The sequence below is a fragment of the Candidatus Arsenophonus nilaparvatae genome (assembly GCF_045346035.1).
GTDB lineage: Bacteria > Pseudomonadota > Gammaproteobacteria > Enterobacterales > Enterobacteriaceae > Arsenophonus > Arsenophonus nilaparvatae.
Map to the genome: position 1 here is coordinate 3,001,000 of NZ_CP158507.1, position 16,914 is coordinate 3,017,913.

Annotated in this window: 13 protein-coding genes and 1 pseudogene; 6 read left to right on the forward strand and 8 right to left on the reverse strand. The window is 39.3% G+C overall.

The features are described from left to right. Positions 1–12 precede the first annotated feature (12 nt). The 8 genes from tldD to mreB all read right to left on the reverse strand — a co-directional run bounded on the left by tldD (position 13) and on the right by mreB (position 10,973). On the reverse strand, positions 13–1,458 hold the full coding sequence (gene tldD / locus WH390_RS13985; RefSeq protein ID WP_032115654.1) for a metalloprotease TldD: 1,446 nt from the start codon (positions 1,456–1,458) through the stop codon (positions 13–15). A 15-nt stretch (positions 1,459–1,473) separates the two neighbouring features. Then, positions 1,474–2,331 (reverse strand): deaminated glutathione amidase, encoded by an 858-nt coding sequence (nit1, locus tag WH390_RS13990; RefSeq protein ID WP_032115653.1) that lies wholly within the window; start codon positions 2,329–2,331, stop codon positions 1,474–1,476. Next, entirely contained in the window at positions 2,321–6,142 is a 3,822-nt protein-coding gene (gene yhdP, locus WH390_RS13995) for an AsmA2 domain-containing protein YhdP (protein ID WP_032115652.1), read from the reverse strand. Before yhdP ends, nit1 begins: the two co-directional genes overlap by 11 nt. 54 nt (positions 6,143–6,196) lie before the next feature. After that, complete coding sequence (rng, locus tag WH390_RS14000) at positions 6,197–7,666, reverse strand: ribonuclease G (protein WP_032115651.1); 1,470 nt, start codon at positions 7,664–7,666, stop codon at positions 6,197–6,199. Between the two features lie 18 nt (positions 7,667–7,684). Further along, positions 7,685–8,263, reverse strand: a complete 579-nt coding sequence (locus WH390_RS14005; RefSeq protein ID WP_032115650.1) for a nucleoside triphosphate pyrophosphatase — start codon at positions 8,261–8,263, stop codon at positions 7,685–7,687. Positions 8,264–8,305: 42 nt separating this feature from the next. Further along, complete coding sequence (mreD, locus tag WH390_RS14010; protein ID WP_032115649.1) at positions 8,306–8,794, reverse strand: rod shape-determining protein MreD; 489 nt, start codon at positions 8,792–8,794, stop codon at positions 8,306–8,308. Between the two features lie 42 nt (positions 8,795–8,836). Continuing rightward, entirely contained in the window at positions 8,837–9,826 is a 990-nt protein-coding gene (gene mreC, locus WH390_RS14015) for a rod shape-determining protein MreC (protein WP_032115648.1), read from the reverse strand. Between the two features lie 103 nt (positions 9,827–9,929). Next, positions 9,930–10,973 (reverse strand): rod shape-determining protein MreB, encoded by a 1,044-nt coding sequence (gene mreB / locus WH390_RS14020; RefSeq protein ID WP_026821343.1) that lies wholly within the window; start codon positions 10,971–10,973, stop codon positions 9,930–9,932. A gap of 617 nt (positions 10,974–11,590) precedes the next feature. Between mreB and WH390_RS14025 the strand changes: the two are divergent. The 6 genes and pseudogenes from WH390_RS14025 to panF all read left to right on the forward strand — a co-directional run bounded on the left by WH390_RS14025 (position 11,591) and on the right by panF (position 16,899). Next, a pseudogene (locus WH390_RS14025) lies at positions 11,591–12,570 on the forward strand (MDR family oxidoreductase). 178 nt (positions 12,571–12,748) lie between these two features. Then, the gene (aroQ, locus tag WH390_RS14030; RefSeq protein WP_052044902.1) at positions 12,749–13,246 is read left to right on the forward strand and encodes a type II 3-dehydroquinate dehydratase; all 498 of its coding nucleotides are present in this window, start codon (positions 12,749–12,751) and stop codon (positions 13,244–13,246) included. A 17-nt stretch (positions 13,247–13,263) separates the two neighbouring features. Further along, on the forward strand, positions 13,264–13,734 hold the full coding sequence (accB, locus tag WH390_RS14035) for an acetyl-CoA carboxylase biotin carboxyl carrier protein (RefSeq protein WP_032115647.1): 471 nt from the start codon (positions 13,264–13,266) through the stop codon (positions 13,732–13,734). Positions 13,735–13,745: 11 nt separating this feature from the next. Further along, positions 13,746–15,092, forward strand: coding sequence for an acetyl-CoA carboxylase biotin carboxylase subunit (gene accC, locus WH390_RS14040; RefSeq protein ID WP_032115646.1), 1,347 nt, complete (start codon positions 13,746–13,748; stop codon positions 15,090–15,092). 126 nt (positions 15,093–15,218) lie between these two features. After that, complete coding sequence (locus WH390_RS14045; RefSeq protein WP_032115645.1) at positions 15,219–15,461, forward strand: YhdT family protein; 243 nt, start codon at positions 15,219–15,221, stop codon at positions 15,459–15,461. Then, positions 15,451–16,899, forward strand: coding sequence for a sodium/pantothenate symporter (gene panF, locus WH390_RS14050; RefSeq protein WP_032115644.1), 1,449 nt, complete (start codon positions 15,451–15,453; stop codon positions 16,897–16,899). Before WH390_RS14045 ends, panF begins: the two co-directional genes overlap by 11 nt. Positions 16,900–16,914: the final 15 nt, after the last annotated feature.

Here is a 16,914-nt window from a genome sequence, read left to right on the forward strand (position 1 = left end):
TCCAAAAATTTATTATGCTGTTCCACCAACCGTCATACTATCGAGCTTTAATGTGGGTTGGCCCACACCAACAGGAACGCTTTGCCCTTCTTTGCCGCAAACACCAATCCCGCTATCAAGTTTGAGATCATTACCAACCATTGAAATCTGCTGCATTGCTTCTCGCCCGGAGCCAATTAATGTTGCTCCTTTTATCGGCTTTGTGATTTTCCCTTTTTCGATCAAATAGGCTTCCGCAGTCGAAAAAACAAATTTGCCCGAAGTAATATCAACTTGCCCACCAGCAAAATTAGGTGCATAAATACCACGATCAACACTGGCTATTATCTCTGCCGGGGTTGATTGTCCGGCTAACATATAAGTATTTGTCATACGAGGCATCGGCAAATGCGCATAAGATTCACGCCGACCATTACCGGTTGGCACAACCCCCATCAAACGAGCGTTCATTTTGTCTTGCATATAACCTTTTAAAATACCATTTTCAATCAAGACATTATATTGTCCCGGTACACCTTCATCATCGATGGCTAAAGATCCTCTACGACCGACTAGAGTGGCATCATCAACCACGGTACAAAGTGGTGAAGCAACTTGTTGACCTACTTTTCCACTAAAAATAGATGTGCCACGCCGATTAAAATCACCTTCAAGACCGTGGCCGACTGCCTCGTGTAGTAAAACACCTGGCCAACCAGCACCGAGTACCACAGGCATTGTGCCTGCCGGTGCAGCAATTGCGGTAAGATTAACCAATGCTATGCGGACAGCCTCTCGAGCATAATATTCCGCCCGAACTTCACTTTGCTCTGTTTCAAGAAAATATTGGTAACCATAGCGCCCACCGCCACCACTACCAGCACGCTCACGCTTGCCGTCATGTTCCACTAACACACTGACAGATAAGCGTACTAATGGACGAATATCAGCCGCTAACGTGCCATCTGTTGCTACGACCAGAACATGTTCATAAACACCAGATAGCGTTACATCGACCTCTTGCACACGAGGATCTTCGGCTCGGGCAACTTGATCAACACGCTGCAACAATGCGATTTTCTCTTCCGGGCTCATTGTTTGTATAGGATCAATCGCAGAATATAAATGTTTAAAATTAACCTTACTAATTAGACATGCTTTGCCCTTCCCTGTCTGATTTACAATGCTTCGAGCCGCATTAGCACTTTGCTGTAGTGCCTGTAAAGTTATCTGATCGGCATAAGCAAATCCGGTTTTATCATCACGAATAGCGCGAATACCTACACCCTGATCAATATTGTAGGATCCTCTTTTAATAATTCCGTCTTCCAATCCCCATGCTTCATGACAACTCGATTGAAAATAGAGATCGGCATAATCTAAATGTCGCTCGGCAAGTGATTGTAAAACATCTTGCAGATGTTGATGATTAAGATCGTTTGATGTCAGCAAATATTCACTAACAGAGGTTAAACTCATATTTATTTACTCTTTCTATTTCGTTTTGTGTTCAATTAATGGCATCAAACTAGTACGGAAGCGATTATGCTTTACGACTTTCATCTGTTCACGGACACCAATCAGGCTTTCTTTAGCTTTATCAATATTAAGCGTTAATGCACTGACTGCATCTGCATTTTCTTGCAAAATATTGCCCCAGCTATCAATCACCATTGAGTGACCCCAAGTACGACGTTGACCATGCACGCCTATTTGTGCCGGCGCCAAAATAATACATTGATTTTCAATCGCGCGGGCTTTTAACAGTGGTTCCCAGTGAGCTTCACCAGTTAAACGTGTAAAAGCAGCCGGCACAGCAATGAGATCCGCCCCTTGCTTTCTTAATGCCTGAAACAGGCAGGGAAAACGTAAATCATAACAAATCGTCATTCCTAAACGGCCAACTGGCGTATCAACTACTGTAATATGTTCACCACGTTGATAAATTGACGATTCGTTATAAATATCTTGTTCATCATCAATTATATTCACATCAAACATGTGAATTTTGTCATAGCGAGCACGAATTGCACCGCTATCATCAAATAACAGACTACTACTCGTGATAAGCTCAGGATCTTCGCGGCTGATTAATGGCATAGAGCCCACCAATATCCATACTTGATAATGACGAGCCATTTCAGCAATTGCACCTTGTAAAGGACCTTCTCCCTGTGATTCAGCAAAATTACGGTAACTGATATTATCACTAAACAACAGTGCATTTTCCGGTGTTAAAACCAATTTCACACTATTTGGTAATTGTTTAATCTGCTGCTCTATCTGAGCAAGGTTATGTTTAGTATTTTTACCACTACACAATTGTAATAGTGCAATATTGTCACTTGTCATCCCGTTGATTCTCCTTCAATTGACGTAAAGTTTCATCAATTTTTGGTTGTTCCAGACTACCGGTAATTCGATAACGAATAACCGATATTTTACTCCATAATGGGCCCAATACTCTAGTTGCAGCAAACACTGCCGCACCCGCAAGTGGATTAACGGCAAATGCCGTTGCAACACTTACCGTGGTTGAAATTTCAGGGGTAATAATAGCTTCTAAATTCATATCACGACGAACTAAATTAATTTTGCCATGTATTGTAATATCAGCCATTAAACCATCAATATAAAAATTATCAGTATTCAAGATGCCATTTTTTATATTAGCGTTACCCCGAATGGCATCAAACGCAAAGTCATCACTAAAGGTATCACTAAAATCCAATTGCAATTTACGTAAAAGTGCGTCAAAACTGATAAAACGCAACAACTGACCGGCTCCACCACCACCCATCTGAGCAATTGCTCCCTTAGCTAATTTAAAACTCAGATTACCGTTCAAACTAGCAACATCAGGTTGCCATGGTACTGCGGCCCAATTTAAATCAAAATCAATTTTAAAAGGTGCCTGTTTAATCGGCACTAGTATGCCGTAATAAGCAGCCAAATCATCAAATCGATTACCTTTTAATATCCCTTTTATCGTTGTACTGTTTTGCTGATCTGCATGCCATATACCAGAGATTTTCAGATCAGTGGAGCTATTTATTAACGATCCTTCTTTTAAAATGAGGGTTTGTCTATTGCGTATGACTTGTGCTTTTAGTTCAGCTAGTTTATAGCCTGCAAGCCAACATTCTGAGCAATAAATATTCATATTTGGCCAAGCTGAAATATCATATCTTTGCGCAAGGTTATTTATTGCCACATAATTCTGCTGTTGGAATGAAGTTTCTGGATTAAAATAAAGATAGTTAATCTTAGCTTGCCAATCACCCTGCTTCGGAATACTTAAACTACCCTTCAAATTATCGCTATCTACAACAATTGTCGTTAATTCAGCGGTTTTATTAATGGTAAATGCCATATTATTCCATTGCTGTTTAGCAAAAGTGATCTTTGGCAAGTTAACAATAGCGGTATCGGGTATTACAAATGATTTACCATAATTTTGCGGTGCTAAATTTAATGAAGAAAATGAAGTCAACAATGAAAGCCATTTCGGATCATTGATTTCAGGTAAGTTGATCATAACTAATGGACTGTCGGGCAGAACAACACCTTTAGCTGTGTAAGGCTGAATGGCTACTTTTAGCAAACGAACTTGCTTTTCAGTAAATTGCCATTGGCTATTAAAGCTAACTTGCTTACCAACATCACCATAAATTTGTAATTGCCGGGTATCACCACTAGCACGAATTTGCATATCACCTAATTGCCTTACTTGCTCGCTATCCAAAGCAGGAAATTGGCTAATAAGCTTATCTAATTTGCTATTCAGAGCAATGGATAAGGTTGGATTTTGCTTTAGTTGATTGGGCAATTGAATATTAACCTGTCCTTGCCAGGCTGTGCTACCTGCCAATTGACGCGTAATCGATTTAGGCAAAATAGCGATTTTTTTAGCTTGCCAATTACCGCCAACATTTACATTGATCTGGTAATTCTGTCGTTCATTAATGGTATTAAATGTTAAATTTATCGGTTGGCCAAACCATTCAGCTTGCAACTTTTCACTTTTCAAATCACCATTATGAAAATAAAAACGCCCCGTTAGCTGTTCCAGCTGACTATCAATAGCTGTGATATCGACATCATTATTCTTAAGATCAACTTGACCACTAGCAATCACACTACCACTATTTCTCTCTAACGGAATATCAAGCATCAATTTGCCACTAACGTTACCGCCTATTTTCACTGCATCTAATGCCTTGCCAATCGAACCTTCCATCGGGCTATGGATAAAATAATTACGGATCGCTTTTCCATCACCGGTAATATGAGATTTTATTAATAATTTAGATTGACTATAATCGGCAATATCTGCGCTAAGATCTACTGCTTTAGCATCACCTAATTTTACACTAGGCGCCGACATCCAAAGTCCATTACGTTCAAAATTAAGATCGATATCCAAATCAAAAATTGTCGGCCAATCAGGTTGATACTTAAAAGTCGCATCTCGTAGCGGTACAACAACTTGAAATTGTCCATTATTCTTTTTAAAAGGAAAATTAGCCGGATCACCGTGAAAAACCATCGTGGCGGCATCAACATGACCGCTAATAATTGCTTTCGTCAGATAATCAGATAAATCTTTACCCATTAACGTGGTGGGAAAATAACGCCATGCATCACCCGCATCGGTCAATTTTGCGCCAGCCAAAATACTTAATATAGGTGGCTGATCTTTTGCTGTCTGATAACGAAAATCGCCGGTTGTCGATAGCGATTTTGCTTGCAGCATCAGATCCTCACTCCAAATCTGGCGTGATTGGCCTTCTTCCGACCAAAAAATGGTTCCCTGTCCGGCAGAAATTTCCAATGGCACTTTAAACATTGGCGCATATTCGATAAAACTATTATTTAAGTTAAATGAGAATCTTCCACTTTGCTGACTACCTCGCAATGAACCACTAAAATGGCTAACTGAAGGTATATCTTTCCAGCGTATCCAGCTAATATCTTGCCAGGTGGCATCAATGAGTGCCTTCTCTGGCTTGCCCGGCGTAATATCCAATGCCAGTGCGACGAGTTGACCTTTTAGCTGACGTTTTTGCCAATCACTAATAAATTCAGGCGTGAAAAAAGAGAAAATAGGGATAATAGTTCTTAATCGCTCTAATTGAATATTATTAATCCGTATACGCCAATGATTTTCATCTGCTTTTGATTGTGGTAAATAGAGTAGAGAAATTTGACCTTCAAGCCATTGTTGTTGATCAGTTTTTAAATGTTGTAGCTGTGGAATATTAAATAACCAACCATTCTCTTGACGATGTAGGGTCAGCAATAAATCATCAACAACCAGCTGATGCTCTTGTCCATCAACCTGCCAATTTGCCTGTCCTTGATGCAACTGTAATTGCCCACCTTCGATACGACTATCTTTGATAGTAATCCAGCTAGAAAGACTAAATACTGCATTCTGTAATCCAGTACTATCACGTAACCAACGACTTAACCAAGGGCGCAAATTTACATTATCTGCCTGTAAGTAAACCGTGCCGCTATTAATCACACCATTTTTATTACGAAGATTGAGTTTAATTTGAATGGCATCCTGATCTTGCTGCTGTTCAAAATTATCAAGACTGATAAATCCTTGTGCTCGATGATATTCATTTTGATTTAACCAGGTCAGTTCAGGGATCTTTAAGGTCTTTTTTTCTGCCGACGGCGTCAGAAAAGTGATACGGCTTTCTTTTAAGGTAAAATAATCAAATTGCTGTAAAAACAATTCATCTAAAGCATCTAAATCAAAATGACTAAAATCGCCTTCACTGACAAATTCAAGTGGTTTATAACAATCTGCATTTAATTGATAGAAAATAATATCCCGAAAACGGAGATGTAAAGAAAAGAGTGAACGCCATATATCCAGTGAAAATTTTATTTTCTTTACCTGAATATTCACTTTTTTCGTGCTGACACTAACATCAGAAAACGTTAATACTGGTCCAAAAGAGACCCATTCACCTTCAATATGACCAATTTTAAACGGTATTCCTGTTAATGATTGCAGCTGTCCTTCAAGTTGATTGCGATATTCATTAATTTGTGGAAGAAAAAGACGTAGTCCAATAATGGCCAATGCCATAATAAGTACTATTATTGCGCTTATGGCTACCAATACCTTAGGTAGTCGTTTCACCCATCTCTCCTTCCAAAAGAAGTTACTACAATGGCAATTTAACCACTATCATAACTACATCATAACGACATCAAACTGTTCCTGACTATACAGTGACTCAATTTGGACTTTGACAGATTTGCCAACAAAAATTTCTACTTCGGCCAATATATGAGATTCATCACCATTTAATGCTTCAACAACTGCCGCTGAAGCATAGACTAAGAAACGATTGGCATCGATAGTACGATTTATACGAACAATTTCACGTAAAATTTCATAACAGACTGTTTCTACCGATTTTACTGTTCCTCTACCCTGGCAAGTCGGGCATTCATCACATAGAACATGTTCAAGGCTCTCACGTGTTCTTTTGCGTGTCATCTCGACCAATCCTAGTTGAGAAAAACCATTAATGGTGGTTTTAACCCGATCTTTTAATAATGATTGTTCCAACGATGCCAAAACACGACGACGATGCTCAGGATCAAGCATATCAATAAAATCGATAATAATAATGCCGCCTAGGTTGCGTAACCTTAACTGCCTCGCTATAGCTTGTGACGCTTCAATATTGGTATTAAAAATGGTCTCTTCCAGATTACGGTGACCAACAAAAGCACCAGTATTAATATCAATAGTGGTCATTGCTTCAGTTTGATCAATAATGAGGTAACCACCTGATTTTAATTCAACTTTACGTTCTAAAGCACGTTGGATCTCTTTCTCAACATCATACAGATCTAATATTGGTAATGGTCCTTGATACAGTTCAAGTTTTACTGTCATTTCAGGCACATATTCATCAATAAAATCTTTTAATGAAATAAAAGTCAGGTTTGAATCAACACGGATCCGATCTAATGAAGCACCGGCAAAATCACGAATGATACGATGTGCTAAAGCCAGTTCACCATAAATCTGCATACGGGACTTATGACGTTTTTTACGCTCAACAATTTTAGCCCATAAACGCTTCAAGAAAGAGGCATCTTGAGCCAATTCATCATCACCGATCCCTTCTGCCGCAGTACGAATAATGAAGCCACCATGCTCATCACAAAATAGCTCAACAATATTTTTCAAACGTTCTCGTTCTTCTTCACCTTCAATGCGTTGGGAAACGCCGACATGAGAAGCGCCCGGCATAAAAACCAGATAACGGGATGGTAATGTGATATCCGTTGTTAAACGAGCACCTTTTGTTCCTAGCGGATCTTTAACCACCTGTACCATAATATCTTGCCCTTGCCGAACCAATTCGCCGATATCACGTACATGAAAGTTTTTTTGTTCGTCGCCGGCAATGCATTCGGTATGAGGCATAATATCTGAGGCATGAAGAAAAGCGGACTTTTCCAAGCCAATATCAACAAAGGCCGCCTGCATACCGGGCAAGACTCGACTCACACGACCTTTGTAAATATTACCTACAATGCCTCTTTTAGCTTCACGCTCAATATGAATTTCTTGTAACACGCCACCATCAATATAAGCCACCCGTGTTTCAGAGGGGGTTACATTGACTAATAGTTCAGCTACCATAGCTCTCATTCCTATTATTTAACGCTTATTTAACGCCAGAAACTTGGTCAATAATTCATCTGTTTCAACTAACGGTAACCCTACTACAGCGTGATAACTTCCGACAATCCGCTTAACAAAACAGCCACCTTTACCCTGGATAGCATAAGCTCCTGCCTTGTCCATCGGCTCACCCGACAAGATATATTGATCGATTTCTTTATTTGTTAATTGCCGCAATGTCACTTTGGTGACAATTAAATCATACAATGTATTTCGCTTATCTGAGAACGCGATTGCAGTCATCACCTGGTGTGTTTTACCTGAAAGTTGTCTTAATATATGCGCAGCATGGTTTTCATCTTTAGGCTTACCCAAAATATTTCCGTCACTTACGACAATAGTATCCGCACCTAACACTGGGTAGGGTTTTTCTGCCATATCAACACCCGCCTGAGATTTTTCACATGCTAAGCGAATAACATACTCACAGGCTGTCTCTCCTTCGTAACATAATTCAGATATATCAGGGAGAATAATGTCAAATAACCATCCTAGCTGCTCAATTAACTTACGCCTTCTTGGCGAAGCTGACGCTAAATAAATTCTATTTACCATAGAAAAAACTCTCAGAAAAAATAGACACTTGGCTGCCCATTTTTAACGAACTAAAAACTGGCGTCGAACTTTGCGCAATAATAAAAACATCCAAGGCCACAAGATGGCATTAATCAAACAATTCCAGAATACTTCGGGATGAAATAATACTAGAGAGGAAAGAAACTCCGCCCAGAAGATCGTAAAATTCATAACCACTGATAATCCAGCAATAACAAGGGATTGTTGCCACAGTGCCATATTACGAAGAAGCTGATGTTTATACGATACCAAATAACAAATCATACTATAAGCTAATGCATGTACACCAAGAGCTGAACCTTGGATTAGATCCATAAAGATCCCCAAAAAAAATCCTGTGCCTACACTAACTCGATGCGGCAAAGCCATAACCCAATAAATTAAAATTAATGCTAACCATGTGGGGCGATAATAAATAAACTGTTCAGGCCAGGGCACTTGCTCTAGGATTATTGCAATTAAAAAGGACAGCCAAATGATCCACCGCCCATTTCCACGGTATTGATCCATTTTATGTTTCCTTTAGTTGCCTTGATTTCACGGTAGCAATTCCTACTGAGCGACCAAAGGAGGTTGCTCGACATTTTTTTTCATTTCTGTTGACGGTAGCTGTGGCCCTTGAAGCTCGTTTGGGCCAGGAAACACCTGGGGCAGAATCTTCATTAAACGTTCATTTGCTGCGCGATATACTTCTGATGGAGGTAAAGGATGAGAAGGATCGCTAGAGTTTCCCCATAGCAATAAAAGATAGCGTAGTCTTTGTAAATCTGCGGTAGGCCGAGCATGGATAATCGTATAAGCGCGCTGGGTATCATGTCGTACGGAAGAAACAGTCGCAACTGGGTAACCTTCAGGAAAACGCCCGCCTAAACCAGAAGTAACTATTACATCACCAATACGTATATCAATATTATCTGGTAAAGGTTCAAGTTGAAGATCATCACTACATCCTGTACCCACTGCAATAACTCGAATATCATTACGTAATACTTGTATAGGTAATGCATGCGTTGTGTCGCAAATCAGTAAAACACGACTATTAAACTGGCTCACTGCGATAACCTGTCCAACAACACCTTTATCACTAATAACAGGCTGGCCTTCATAAACACCATCATGTAAACCTTTATCAATCACAATTTGATCTCGATAAGGTGTATTCGCACCTGAAAGCACTTGAGTAACCATCATGTGTTCATCCTGACGTAGAGGTGAACCCAATAGCTCACGTAATCTAGCGTTTTCCTGTTTAAGTTGTCCAAGTAATAAATTATCTGCTTTTTTTAATAAAACCTCTTTCTTCAATGCTTTATTTTCAAAAAGAAGTTGATCTCTTCTCGCCAATGCATCTGAAATATTATCAAGCAGTTCTCGCGGACCATTTGCCAAAAAATAAAAAGGACTAACAGCCGTATCTAAATAACTACGTATTTTATTAAAAGTATCAAATTGACGATCAAAAGCAACCAACGCGATTGCAACAACGATCGCAATAATAATACGTAATTGTAGGGATGGCCCTCGACTAAAGATCGGCTTCATGAGTTATTTTGATAAAAAATAAATAAACGTTAAACATTAACATCGCTATACATAAAGTAAGGAGGAGCGCCATCCTTAAGTTCCTCCTTCTATTGGTTAACGTCTAGTCATCACTAAACAGATCACCACCATGCATGTCGATCATTTCCAATGCCTTACCACCACCACGTGCAACACAAGTTAGCGGATCTTCAGCAACAATAACGGGAATACCTGTTTCTTCCATTAATAGACGATCCAAATTACGCAACAACGCGCCACCACCAGTTAACACCATACCTCGTTCAGAGATATCAGAAGCTAATTCTGGTGGACATTGTTCCAAGGCCAACATAACGGCACTAACAATACCGGTTAAAGGCTCCTGTAATGCCTCAAGTATCTCATTAGAATTAAGTGTAAAACCACGTGGTACGCCTTCAGCCAAATTACGGCCGCGCACTTCAATTTCGTAAACTTGATCTGTAGGATAGGCCGAACCGATTTCATGTTTAATCCGCTCAGCAGTAGCTTCACCGATTAATGAACCATAATTGCGACGAACATAATTAATGATCGCTTCATCAAACCGGTCACCGCCGATACGTACCGATGACGAATAAACAACACCATTTAATGAAATAACAGCAACTTCTGTCGTTCCACCACCAATATCAACCACCATTGAACCCGTTGCTTCGGAAACAGGCAAACCAGCACCAATTGCAGCCGACATGGGTTCTTCAATTAAGAAAACCTCACGAGCGCCAGCACTAAGCGCCGACTCTCGGATTGCACGACGTTCTACCTGGGTCGCACCAACAGGTACACAAACTAAGACGCGTGGACTTGGACGCATAAAGCTATTGCTATGAACTTGTTTGATAAAATACTGTAACATTTTTTCAGTAACATAAAAATCAGCAATCACGCCATCTTTCATTGGACGAATAGCCGCGATATTACCTGGCGTCCGGCCTAGCATCTGTTTTGCTTCATGACCTACAGCAGCAACGCTCTTAGGTGAGCCTGCGCGATCTTGACGAATAGCGACAACTGACGGTTCGTCTAACACAATACCTTGTCCTTTGACATAGATGAGAGTATTGGCGGTACCCAAATCAATAGACAAGTCGTTGGAAAACATGCCACGAATTTTTTTAAACATAACGAAAGGATAATCCTGCAAGCTGGAAACGAATGAAAATCCGTCTACTTTACCAACCACATGAAGCGACGACAAGGAGTTAATTAAATCGCTTCAATAAAAAGTGGCTAATTTTTTTACAATACAAAAAACCACTACTACTGCTTATTCTCTATAATCAATTACAGTATAAAGTAAACAATACCCTCATAAAAATCACTTAATTCATTTAATATAAAACTTTCTAACAAGAAAATTAACTATTTTAGATTAAAATATACCGCTGTATTAAGTTTATATGACGCTACATAATTATTAGTTGACATATGCCTCAAAGCAAGGTCAATTCGCTTTTTAATATTATATTAAAGTATAAAAGCCTGCCATGTTAATACGTTATTAAAGTAGCAATAAAAAATAATTTAAATGTAAGTATTAATTCTGCACGTTATTATTTATAGAAGAAAAAATTTTTTTTACTACTAAAATAAACTAGTATTCTGCCTGATAACGCCCTATTGACGCTAGTAAAAAAAACATATTTACAATTTATTTATTATTGAGACTTTATGCCCGCCGAAATAACGAAAATAACTTTATACTGCAGCATCCTTATACAAATTTAAAGGCCACAAATTATGAAAGCCTTGCTATTAGAACAAGAAAATCAAGCATTAAAAGCCAGTATAAAATCGATCGATGACACACTTTTACCCTCTGATGACGTTACCGTAGATATTTATTGGTCTACACTAAACTACAAAGATGCTTTAGCTATTACTGGTAAAGGAAAAATTATCCGCCAATTCCCGATGGTACCAGGCATCGATTTTGCTGGTATCATTAAGTCTTCAACAGATGCAAAATTTCAAGTCGGCCAACAAGTTTTACTGACCGGTTGGGGTGTTGGTGAAAACCATTGGGGGGGGGATTAGCAGAACAAGCGCGAGTACCAGCCAAATGGTTAACAGCTATTCCTGACAAAATGACTATGCGACAAGCGATGATAATCGGCACCGCTGGTTTTACCGCTATGCTCTGTATAATGGCGTTGGAAGAAAACGGCGTAACCATTGATAAAGGCAACATTGTTGTGACAGGAGCCAGTGGTGGTGTAGGTAGTACCGCAATTCAACTGCTGGATAAACTTGGTTATTCCGTCACAGCAGTAACTGGTCGGGAGAGTAATATCGATTACTTAAAAGCACTTGGCGCTAAACAAGTGCTGCTACGTAAAGAGTTTACTACCATACCTCACCCTTTAGAAAAGCAACGTTGGGCAGGAGCTATTGATACCGTTGGCGGCAATATATTAGCAACCGTTATTTCACAAATGTGCTATTCAGGTACAATAGCAGCATGTGGTCTGGCCGCTGATATTATGTTATCGACAACAGTGATGCCTTTTATTCTGCGTAATGTACGACTACAAGGGATAGACTCGGTGATGGTTCCAACGATCAAACGCCCACAGATATGGCAACGGTTAGCCAATTTATTACCCGATAGTTTTTATCAATTAACAACCACAGAGATCCCGTTAGAAAAAGTGATTGATTATGCCGATAAATTAATCAATAACCAAATCACTGGCCGGACACTGGTAAAAATACGTTAAATTTTTCGAGCCAACCTTACTGATTAGACGAAAATTTTGCTGCTAATTGCTATGAAATGTTTATAATATCGCTCTTTGTCGTCAAAATAAACGTTTTCATTATGAGAAAAAGATGACAAACTATTAGCATCAAGTTATGTTGTCTAATTATCAATTATCAGTCGGAGATACCCGCAAAATGGCAAAAGATTTCCACATTTTGCTGCTAAATGGCCCAAATTTAAATATGCTGGGGACGAGAGAACCACTATTCTATGGTGCTCTTACACTTCAGGATATTGTTAACCAAACGAGCCAAAAAGCAAAACAATTAGGAGTTAAATTAAGTCATTTTCAATCTAATGCGGAACATGAGCTTATTAATGAAATCCATCAAGCTCAAGGAAAAATCGACTTTATATTGATTAATCCGGCAGCATTAACGCATACTAGTGTGGCTTTACGCGATGCAATATTAAGCGTTGCTATTCCTTTTTATGAGATCCACCTTACTAATATTTATGCACGTGAGCCATTCAGGCATCACTCCTATCTCTCCGATATTGCAAACGGCGTCATCTGTGGTTTCCGTGCTGATGGTTATATTTTTGCATTAGAAGCTGCGGTTAAATTCTTATTAAATATTGAAGAATTAGCAACCATTGATGAATCCCAACCTAATAAATGTAAAGAATAAAAATACGGAATTAATTTATGGATATTCGTAAAATTAAAAAATTGATTGAGCTTGTTGAAGAATCTGGCATTTCTGAACTAGAAATTTCGGAAGGTGAAGAATCAGTGCGTATTAGCCGTACAATCGTGCAGAATTTACCGAATTTACAACAGTATATGGCAGCACCAACCACGCATCAACCGGCTTTAGCAAACGCCATTGCACCTTCTCAAATTTTACCTGAAACAACAAATGAGAAAAAAGTAGAGATCAGTGGTTATACTGTTCGCTCGCCAATGGTAGGTACCTTCTACCGAGCGCCAAGTCCAGAAGCAAAACCATTTGTTGAAGTCGGCCAAACGGTTAAGCTAGGGGATCCTCTATGTATTGTCGAAGCGATGAAAATGATGAATCAGATCGAAGCAGACAAAGCAGGTGTAGTTAAAGCAATTCTGCTGGAAAATGGAGAAGCGGTTGAATTTGACGAGCCATTGGTTATCATCGAATAACGAGGCATCCTATGCTTAAAAAAATTGTTATCGCCAACCGTGGCGAAATTGCTTTACGCATTTTACGTGCCTGTAAAGAACTAAAAATAAAAACCGTCGCCGTGCATTCTGCCGCCGATCGTGACTTAAAACATGTATTACTTGCTGATGAAACTGTCTGTATCGGGCCTGCCGCTTCAGCTGAAAGTTATCTTAATATTCCAGCAATCATCTCGGCAGCAGAAATTACTGCTGCAGAAGCCATTCACCCTGGTTATGGTTTTCTATCTGAAAATGCCGACTTTGCCGAAAAAGTGGAACGTTCTGGTTTTATATTCATTGGTCCCAAACCAGAAACTATTCGACTCATGGGTGATAAAGTTTCTGCCATTGAGGCGATGAAAAAAGCCGGTGTTCCTTGTGTTCCTGGCTCAGATGGGCCTTTAGGAAATGAGATAAAAACCAATAAAACAATTGCTAATCGAATTGGCTACCCAGTTATTATTAAAGCATCTGGTGGCGGTGGTGGCCGCGGTATGCGCGTTGTTCGTAACGAAAGTGAGCTAGAACAAGCCATTACCCTAACTCGCGCCGAAGCCAAAGCTGCCTTTAATAATAGTATGGTTTATATGGAGAAGTTCCTAGAAAATCCACGCCATATTGAGATTCAAGTACTTGCTGACGGTCAAGGCAATGCGATTTATTTAGCCGAACGTGATTGCTCAATGCAACGTCGCCATCAAAAAGTGGTTGAAGAAGCGCCTGCACCAGGTATAAAAGTTGATATGCGTAAAAGCATTGGCGAGCGCTGTGCAAAAGCTTGTCTTGATATCGATTATCGCGGTGCCGGTACTTTTGAATTCCTTTATGAAAATAGCGAATTCTACTTTATTGAAATGAATACGCGTATTCAAGTTGAGCATCCTGTGACGGAAATGATCACTGGGGTTGATCTGATTAAAGAACAGTTAAGGATCGCTTCTGGCTTGCCCCTATCTATCAAACAAAAAGATGTTAAAATTCATGGGCATGCAATAGAGTGCCGAATTAATGCAGAAGATGCAAATACCTTCTTGCCAAGTCCGGGTAAAATTACTCGCCTCCATATTCCTGGTGGTTTTGGTATACGTTGGGAATCACACATTTATGCAGGTTACACCGTTCCACCCTACTATGACTCTATGATTGGTAAGCTGATCACATATGGTGAAACCCGGGAAATTGCTATCCTTCGGATGAAAAATGCCTTATCTGAATTAATTATTGATGGCATTAAAACTAACATAGAATTACAACAAAAAATTATGGATGACAGCAATTTTTTCAAAGGTGGTACCAATATCCATTACCTGGAAAAAAAACTCGCTTCACAGGAATAAACTTTTCTATTCACCTTTCATCACAATAGGGTACGGAATGTACCCTAATTTTTGATACTTTTTCTGAAGATAATCTTTAACTAATATACAAACCCTCAGATTAAATTTTTACTACCAGGAGAACCAATGGACAAACGTTTTCTTCAATCCAACAAAGAAGCTCGTTGGTCAGTTTTTCTTACTGTTGCTTATTTATGTAGTTGGATTATGACTGCCTACCTCCCCGGTGAGGAAATAGGAATAACAGGGATGCCATTATGGTTTGAACTTTCATGTTTATATTTACCTCTGATTTTTATTTTACTTTGTGTCTTAATGGTTAAATTCATTTTTAAACAAATGTCATTGGAAGATAAAGATGCAAATTGAAATTCTATTACCACTTATTGGTTATTTATTATTGGTTTGTTTACTGTCTATTTATGCTTATCATCGACGTCAAAAAGGCGAATTTTTGCATGAATATTTTCTAGGTAATCGCTCTATGGGTGGGGTTGTTTTAGCAATGACCATCACTGCTACCTACATCAGTGCTAGCTCTTTCATAGGTGGTCCTGGAGCAGCCTATAAATATGGCCTTGGCTGGGTGCTACTTGCCTTAATTCAAGTTCCGACTATTTGGTTGTCGCTTGGTGTACTAGGTAAAAAGTTTGCCATTTTGGCTCGTCGCTATAATGCGGTGACACTTAATGACATGCTGTATGCTCGTTTTCAAAGTCGTTTACTGGTATGGATTGCTAGCATTAGTTTACTCATCGCTTTCTTTGGTGCTATGACAGTTCAATTTATCGGCGGAGCTCGTCTACTTGAAACTGCGGCAAATATCCCCTATGAAATAGGATTATTAATATTTGGCATCACTATTGCGCTTTATACTGCGTTTGGTGGTTTTAGAGCTAGTGTCCTTAATGACACCTTACAAGGCTTTGTTATGTTAGTAGGAACCATTATTCTGCTGGTTGCGACTATTCACAAGGCAGGTGGTCTGGCGGCGGCAACAGAGACACTAAAAACGATTGATCCAAAACTAATCACACCACAAGGTGCCGATAACATCTTTAGTATACCATTTATGTTTTCCTTCTGGATATTAGTTTGTTTTGGCGTTATTGGCTTACCACACACTGCTGTCCGCTGCATTTCTTATAAAAATAGCCAAGCGATGCACCGAGGGATCATCATCGGTACCATTGTGATGGCTATTTTAATGTTGGGAATGCATTTAGCAGGTGCATTAGGTCGAGCTATTTTACCGGATTTAACGATCCCAGATCAGGTCATCCCAACATTAATGATCACGGTTTTACCTCCATTCGCCGCAGGAATTTTCTTAGCCGCCCCAATGGCTGCCATTATGTCAACAATTAATTCACAATTACTCCAATCTTCAGCAACTATTATAAAAGATCTATATTTAAATATTGCACCAGAGGAGATAAAAAAAGAGAAAAAATTAACCTGGATCTCAAGTGCTTCTACCCTCATTCTGGGTGCTTTATTACTATTAGCCGCCTGGCATCCACCACAAATGATTATTTGGTTAAATTTACTGGCTTTTGGTGGATTACAAGCGGTTTTTCTTTGGCCATTAATACTCGGACTATATTGGCAAAGAGCAAACCGTTTTGGTGCATTAAGTTCAATGATCCTCGGAGCCCTTTCTTACACATTATTGACCGTCTTTGATGTTAAATTTTTAAATTTTCACCCCATCGTACCCGCTCTATTATTGAGTTTGATTGCTTTTTTAATCGGTAATGTTGTTGGTGAGAAAAAATCATTATCTACATCGATAAAAACGAGCTAATAACCTACGATTTCA

What these genes read in the sequence shown, in the direction of transcription:
- tldD (WP_032115654.1), bottom strand. Translation starts at nt 1,458, where the DNA reads ATGAGTTTAACCTCTGTTAGTGAATATTTGCTGACATCAAACGATCTT.
- nit1 (WP_032115653.1), bottom strand. Translation starts at nt 2,331, where the DNA reads ATGACAAGTGACAATATTGCACTATTACAATTGTGTAGTGGTAAAAAT.
- rng (WP_032115651.1), bottom strand. Translation starts at nt 7,666, where the DNA reads ATGGTAGCTGAACTATTAGTCAATGTAACCCCCTCTGAAACACGGGTG.
- WH390_RS14005 (WP_032115650.1), bottom strand. Translation starts at nt 8,263, where the DNA reads ATGGTAAATAGAATTTATTTAGCGTCAGCTTCGCCAAGAAGGCGTAAG.
- mreD (WP_032115649.1), bottom strand. Translation starts at nt 8,794, where the DNA reads ATGGATCAATACCGTGGAAATGGGCGGTGGATCATTTGGCTGTCCTTT.
- mreC (WP_032115648.1), bottom strand. Translation starts at nt 9,826, where the DNA reads ATGAAGCCGATCTTTAGTCGAGGGCCATCCCTACAATTACGTATTATT.
- mreB (WP_026821343.1), bottom strand. Translation starts at nt 10,973, where the DNA reads ATGTTTAAAAAAATTCGTGGCATGTTTTCCAACGACTTGTCTATTGAT.
- aroQ (WP_052044902.1), top strand. Translation starts at nt 12,749, where the DNA reads ATGGCAAAAGATTTCCACATTTTGCTGCTAAATGGCCCAAATTTAAAT.
- accB (WP_032115647.1), top strand. Translation starts at nt 13,264, where the DNA reads ATGGATATTCGTAAAATTAAAAAATTGATTGAGCTTGTTGAAGAATCT.
- accC (WP_032115646.1), top strand. Translation starts at nt 13,746, where the DNA reads ATGCTTAAAAAAATTGTTATCGCCAACCGTGGCGAAATTGCTTTACGC.
- WH390_RS14045 (WP_032115645.1), top strand. Translation starts at nt 15,219, where the DNA reads ATGGACAAACGTTTTCTTCAATCCAACAAAGAAGCTCGTTGGTCAGTT.
- panF (WP_032115644.1), top strand. Translation starts at nt 15,451, where the DNA reads ATGCAAATTGAAATTCTATTACCACTTATTGGTTATTTATTATTGGTT.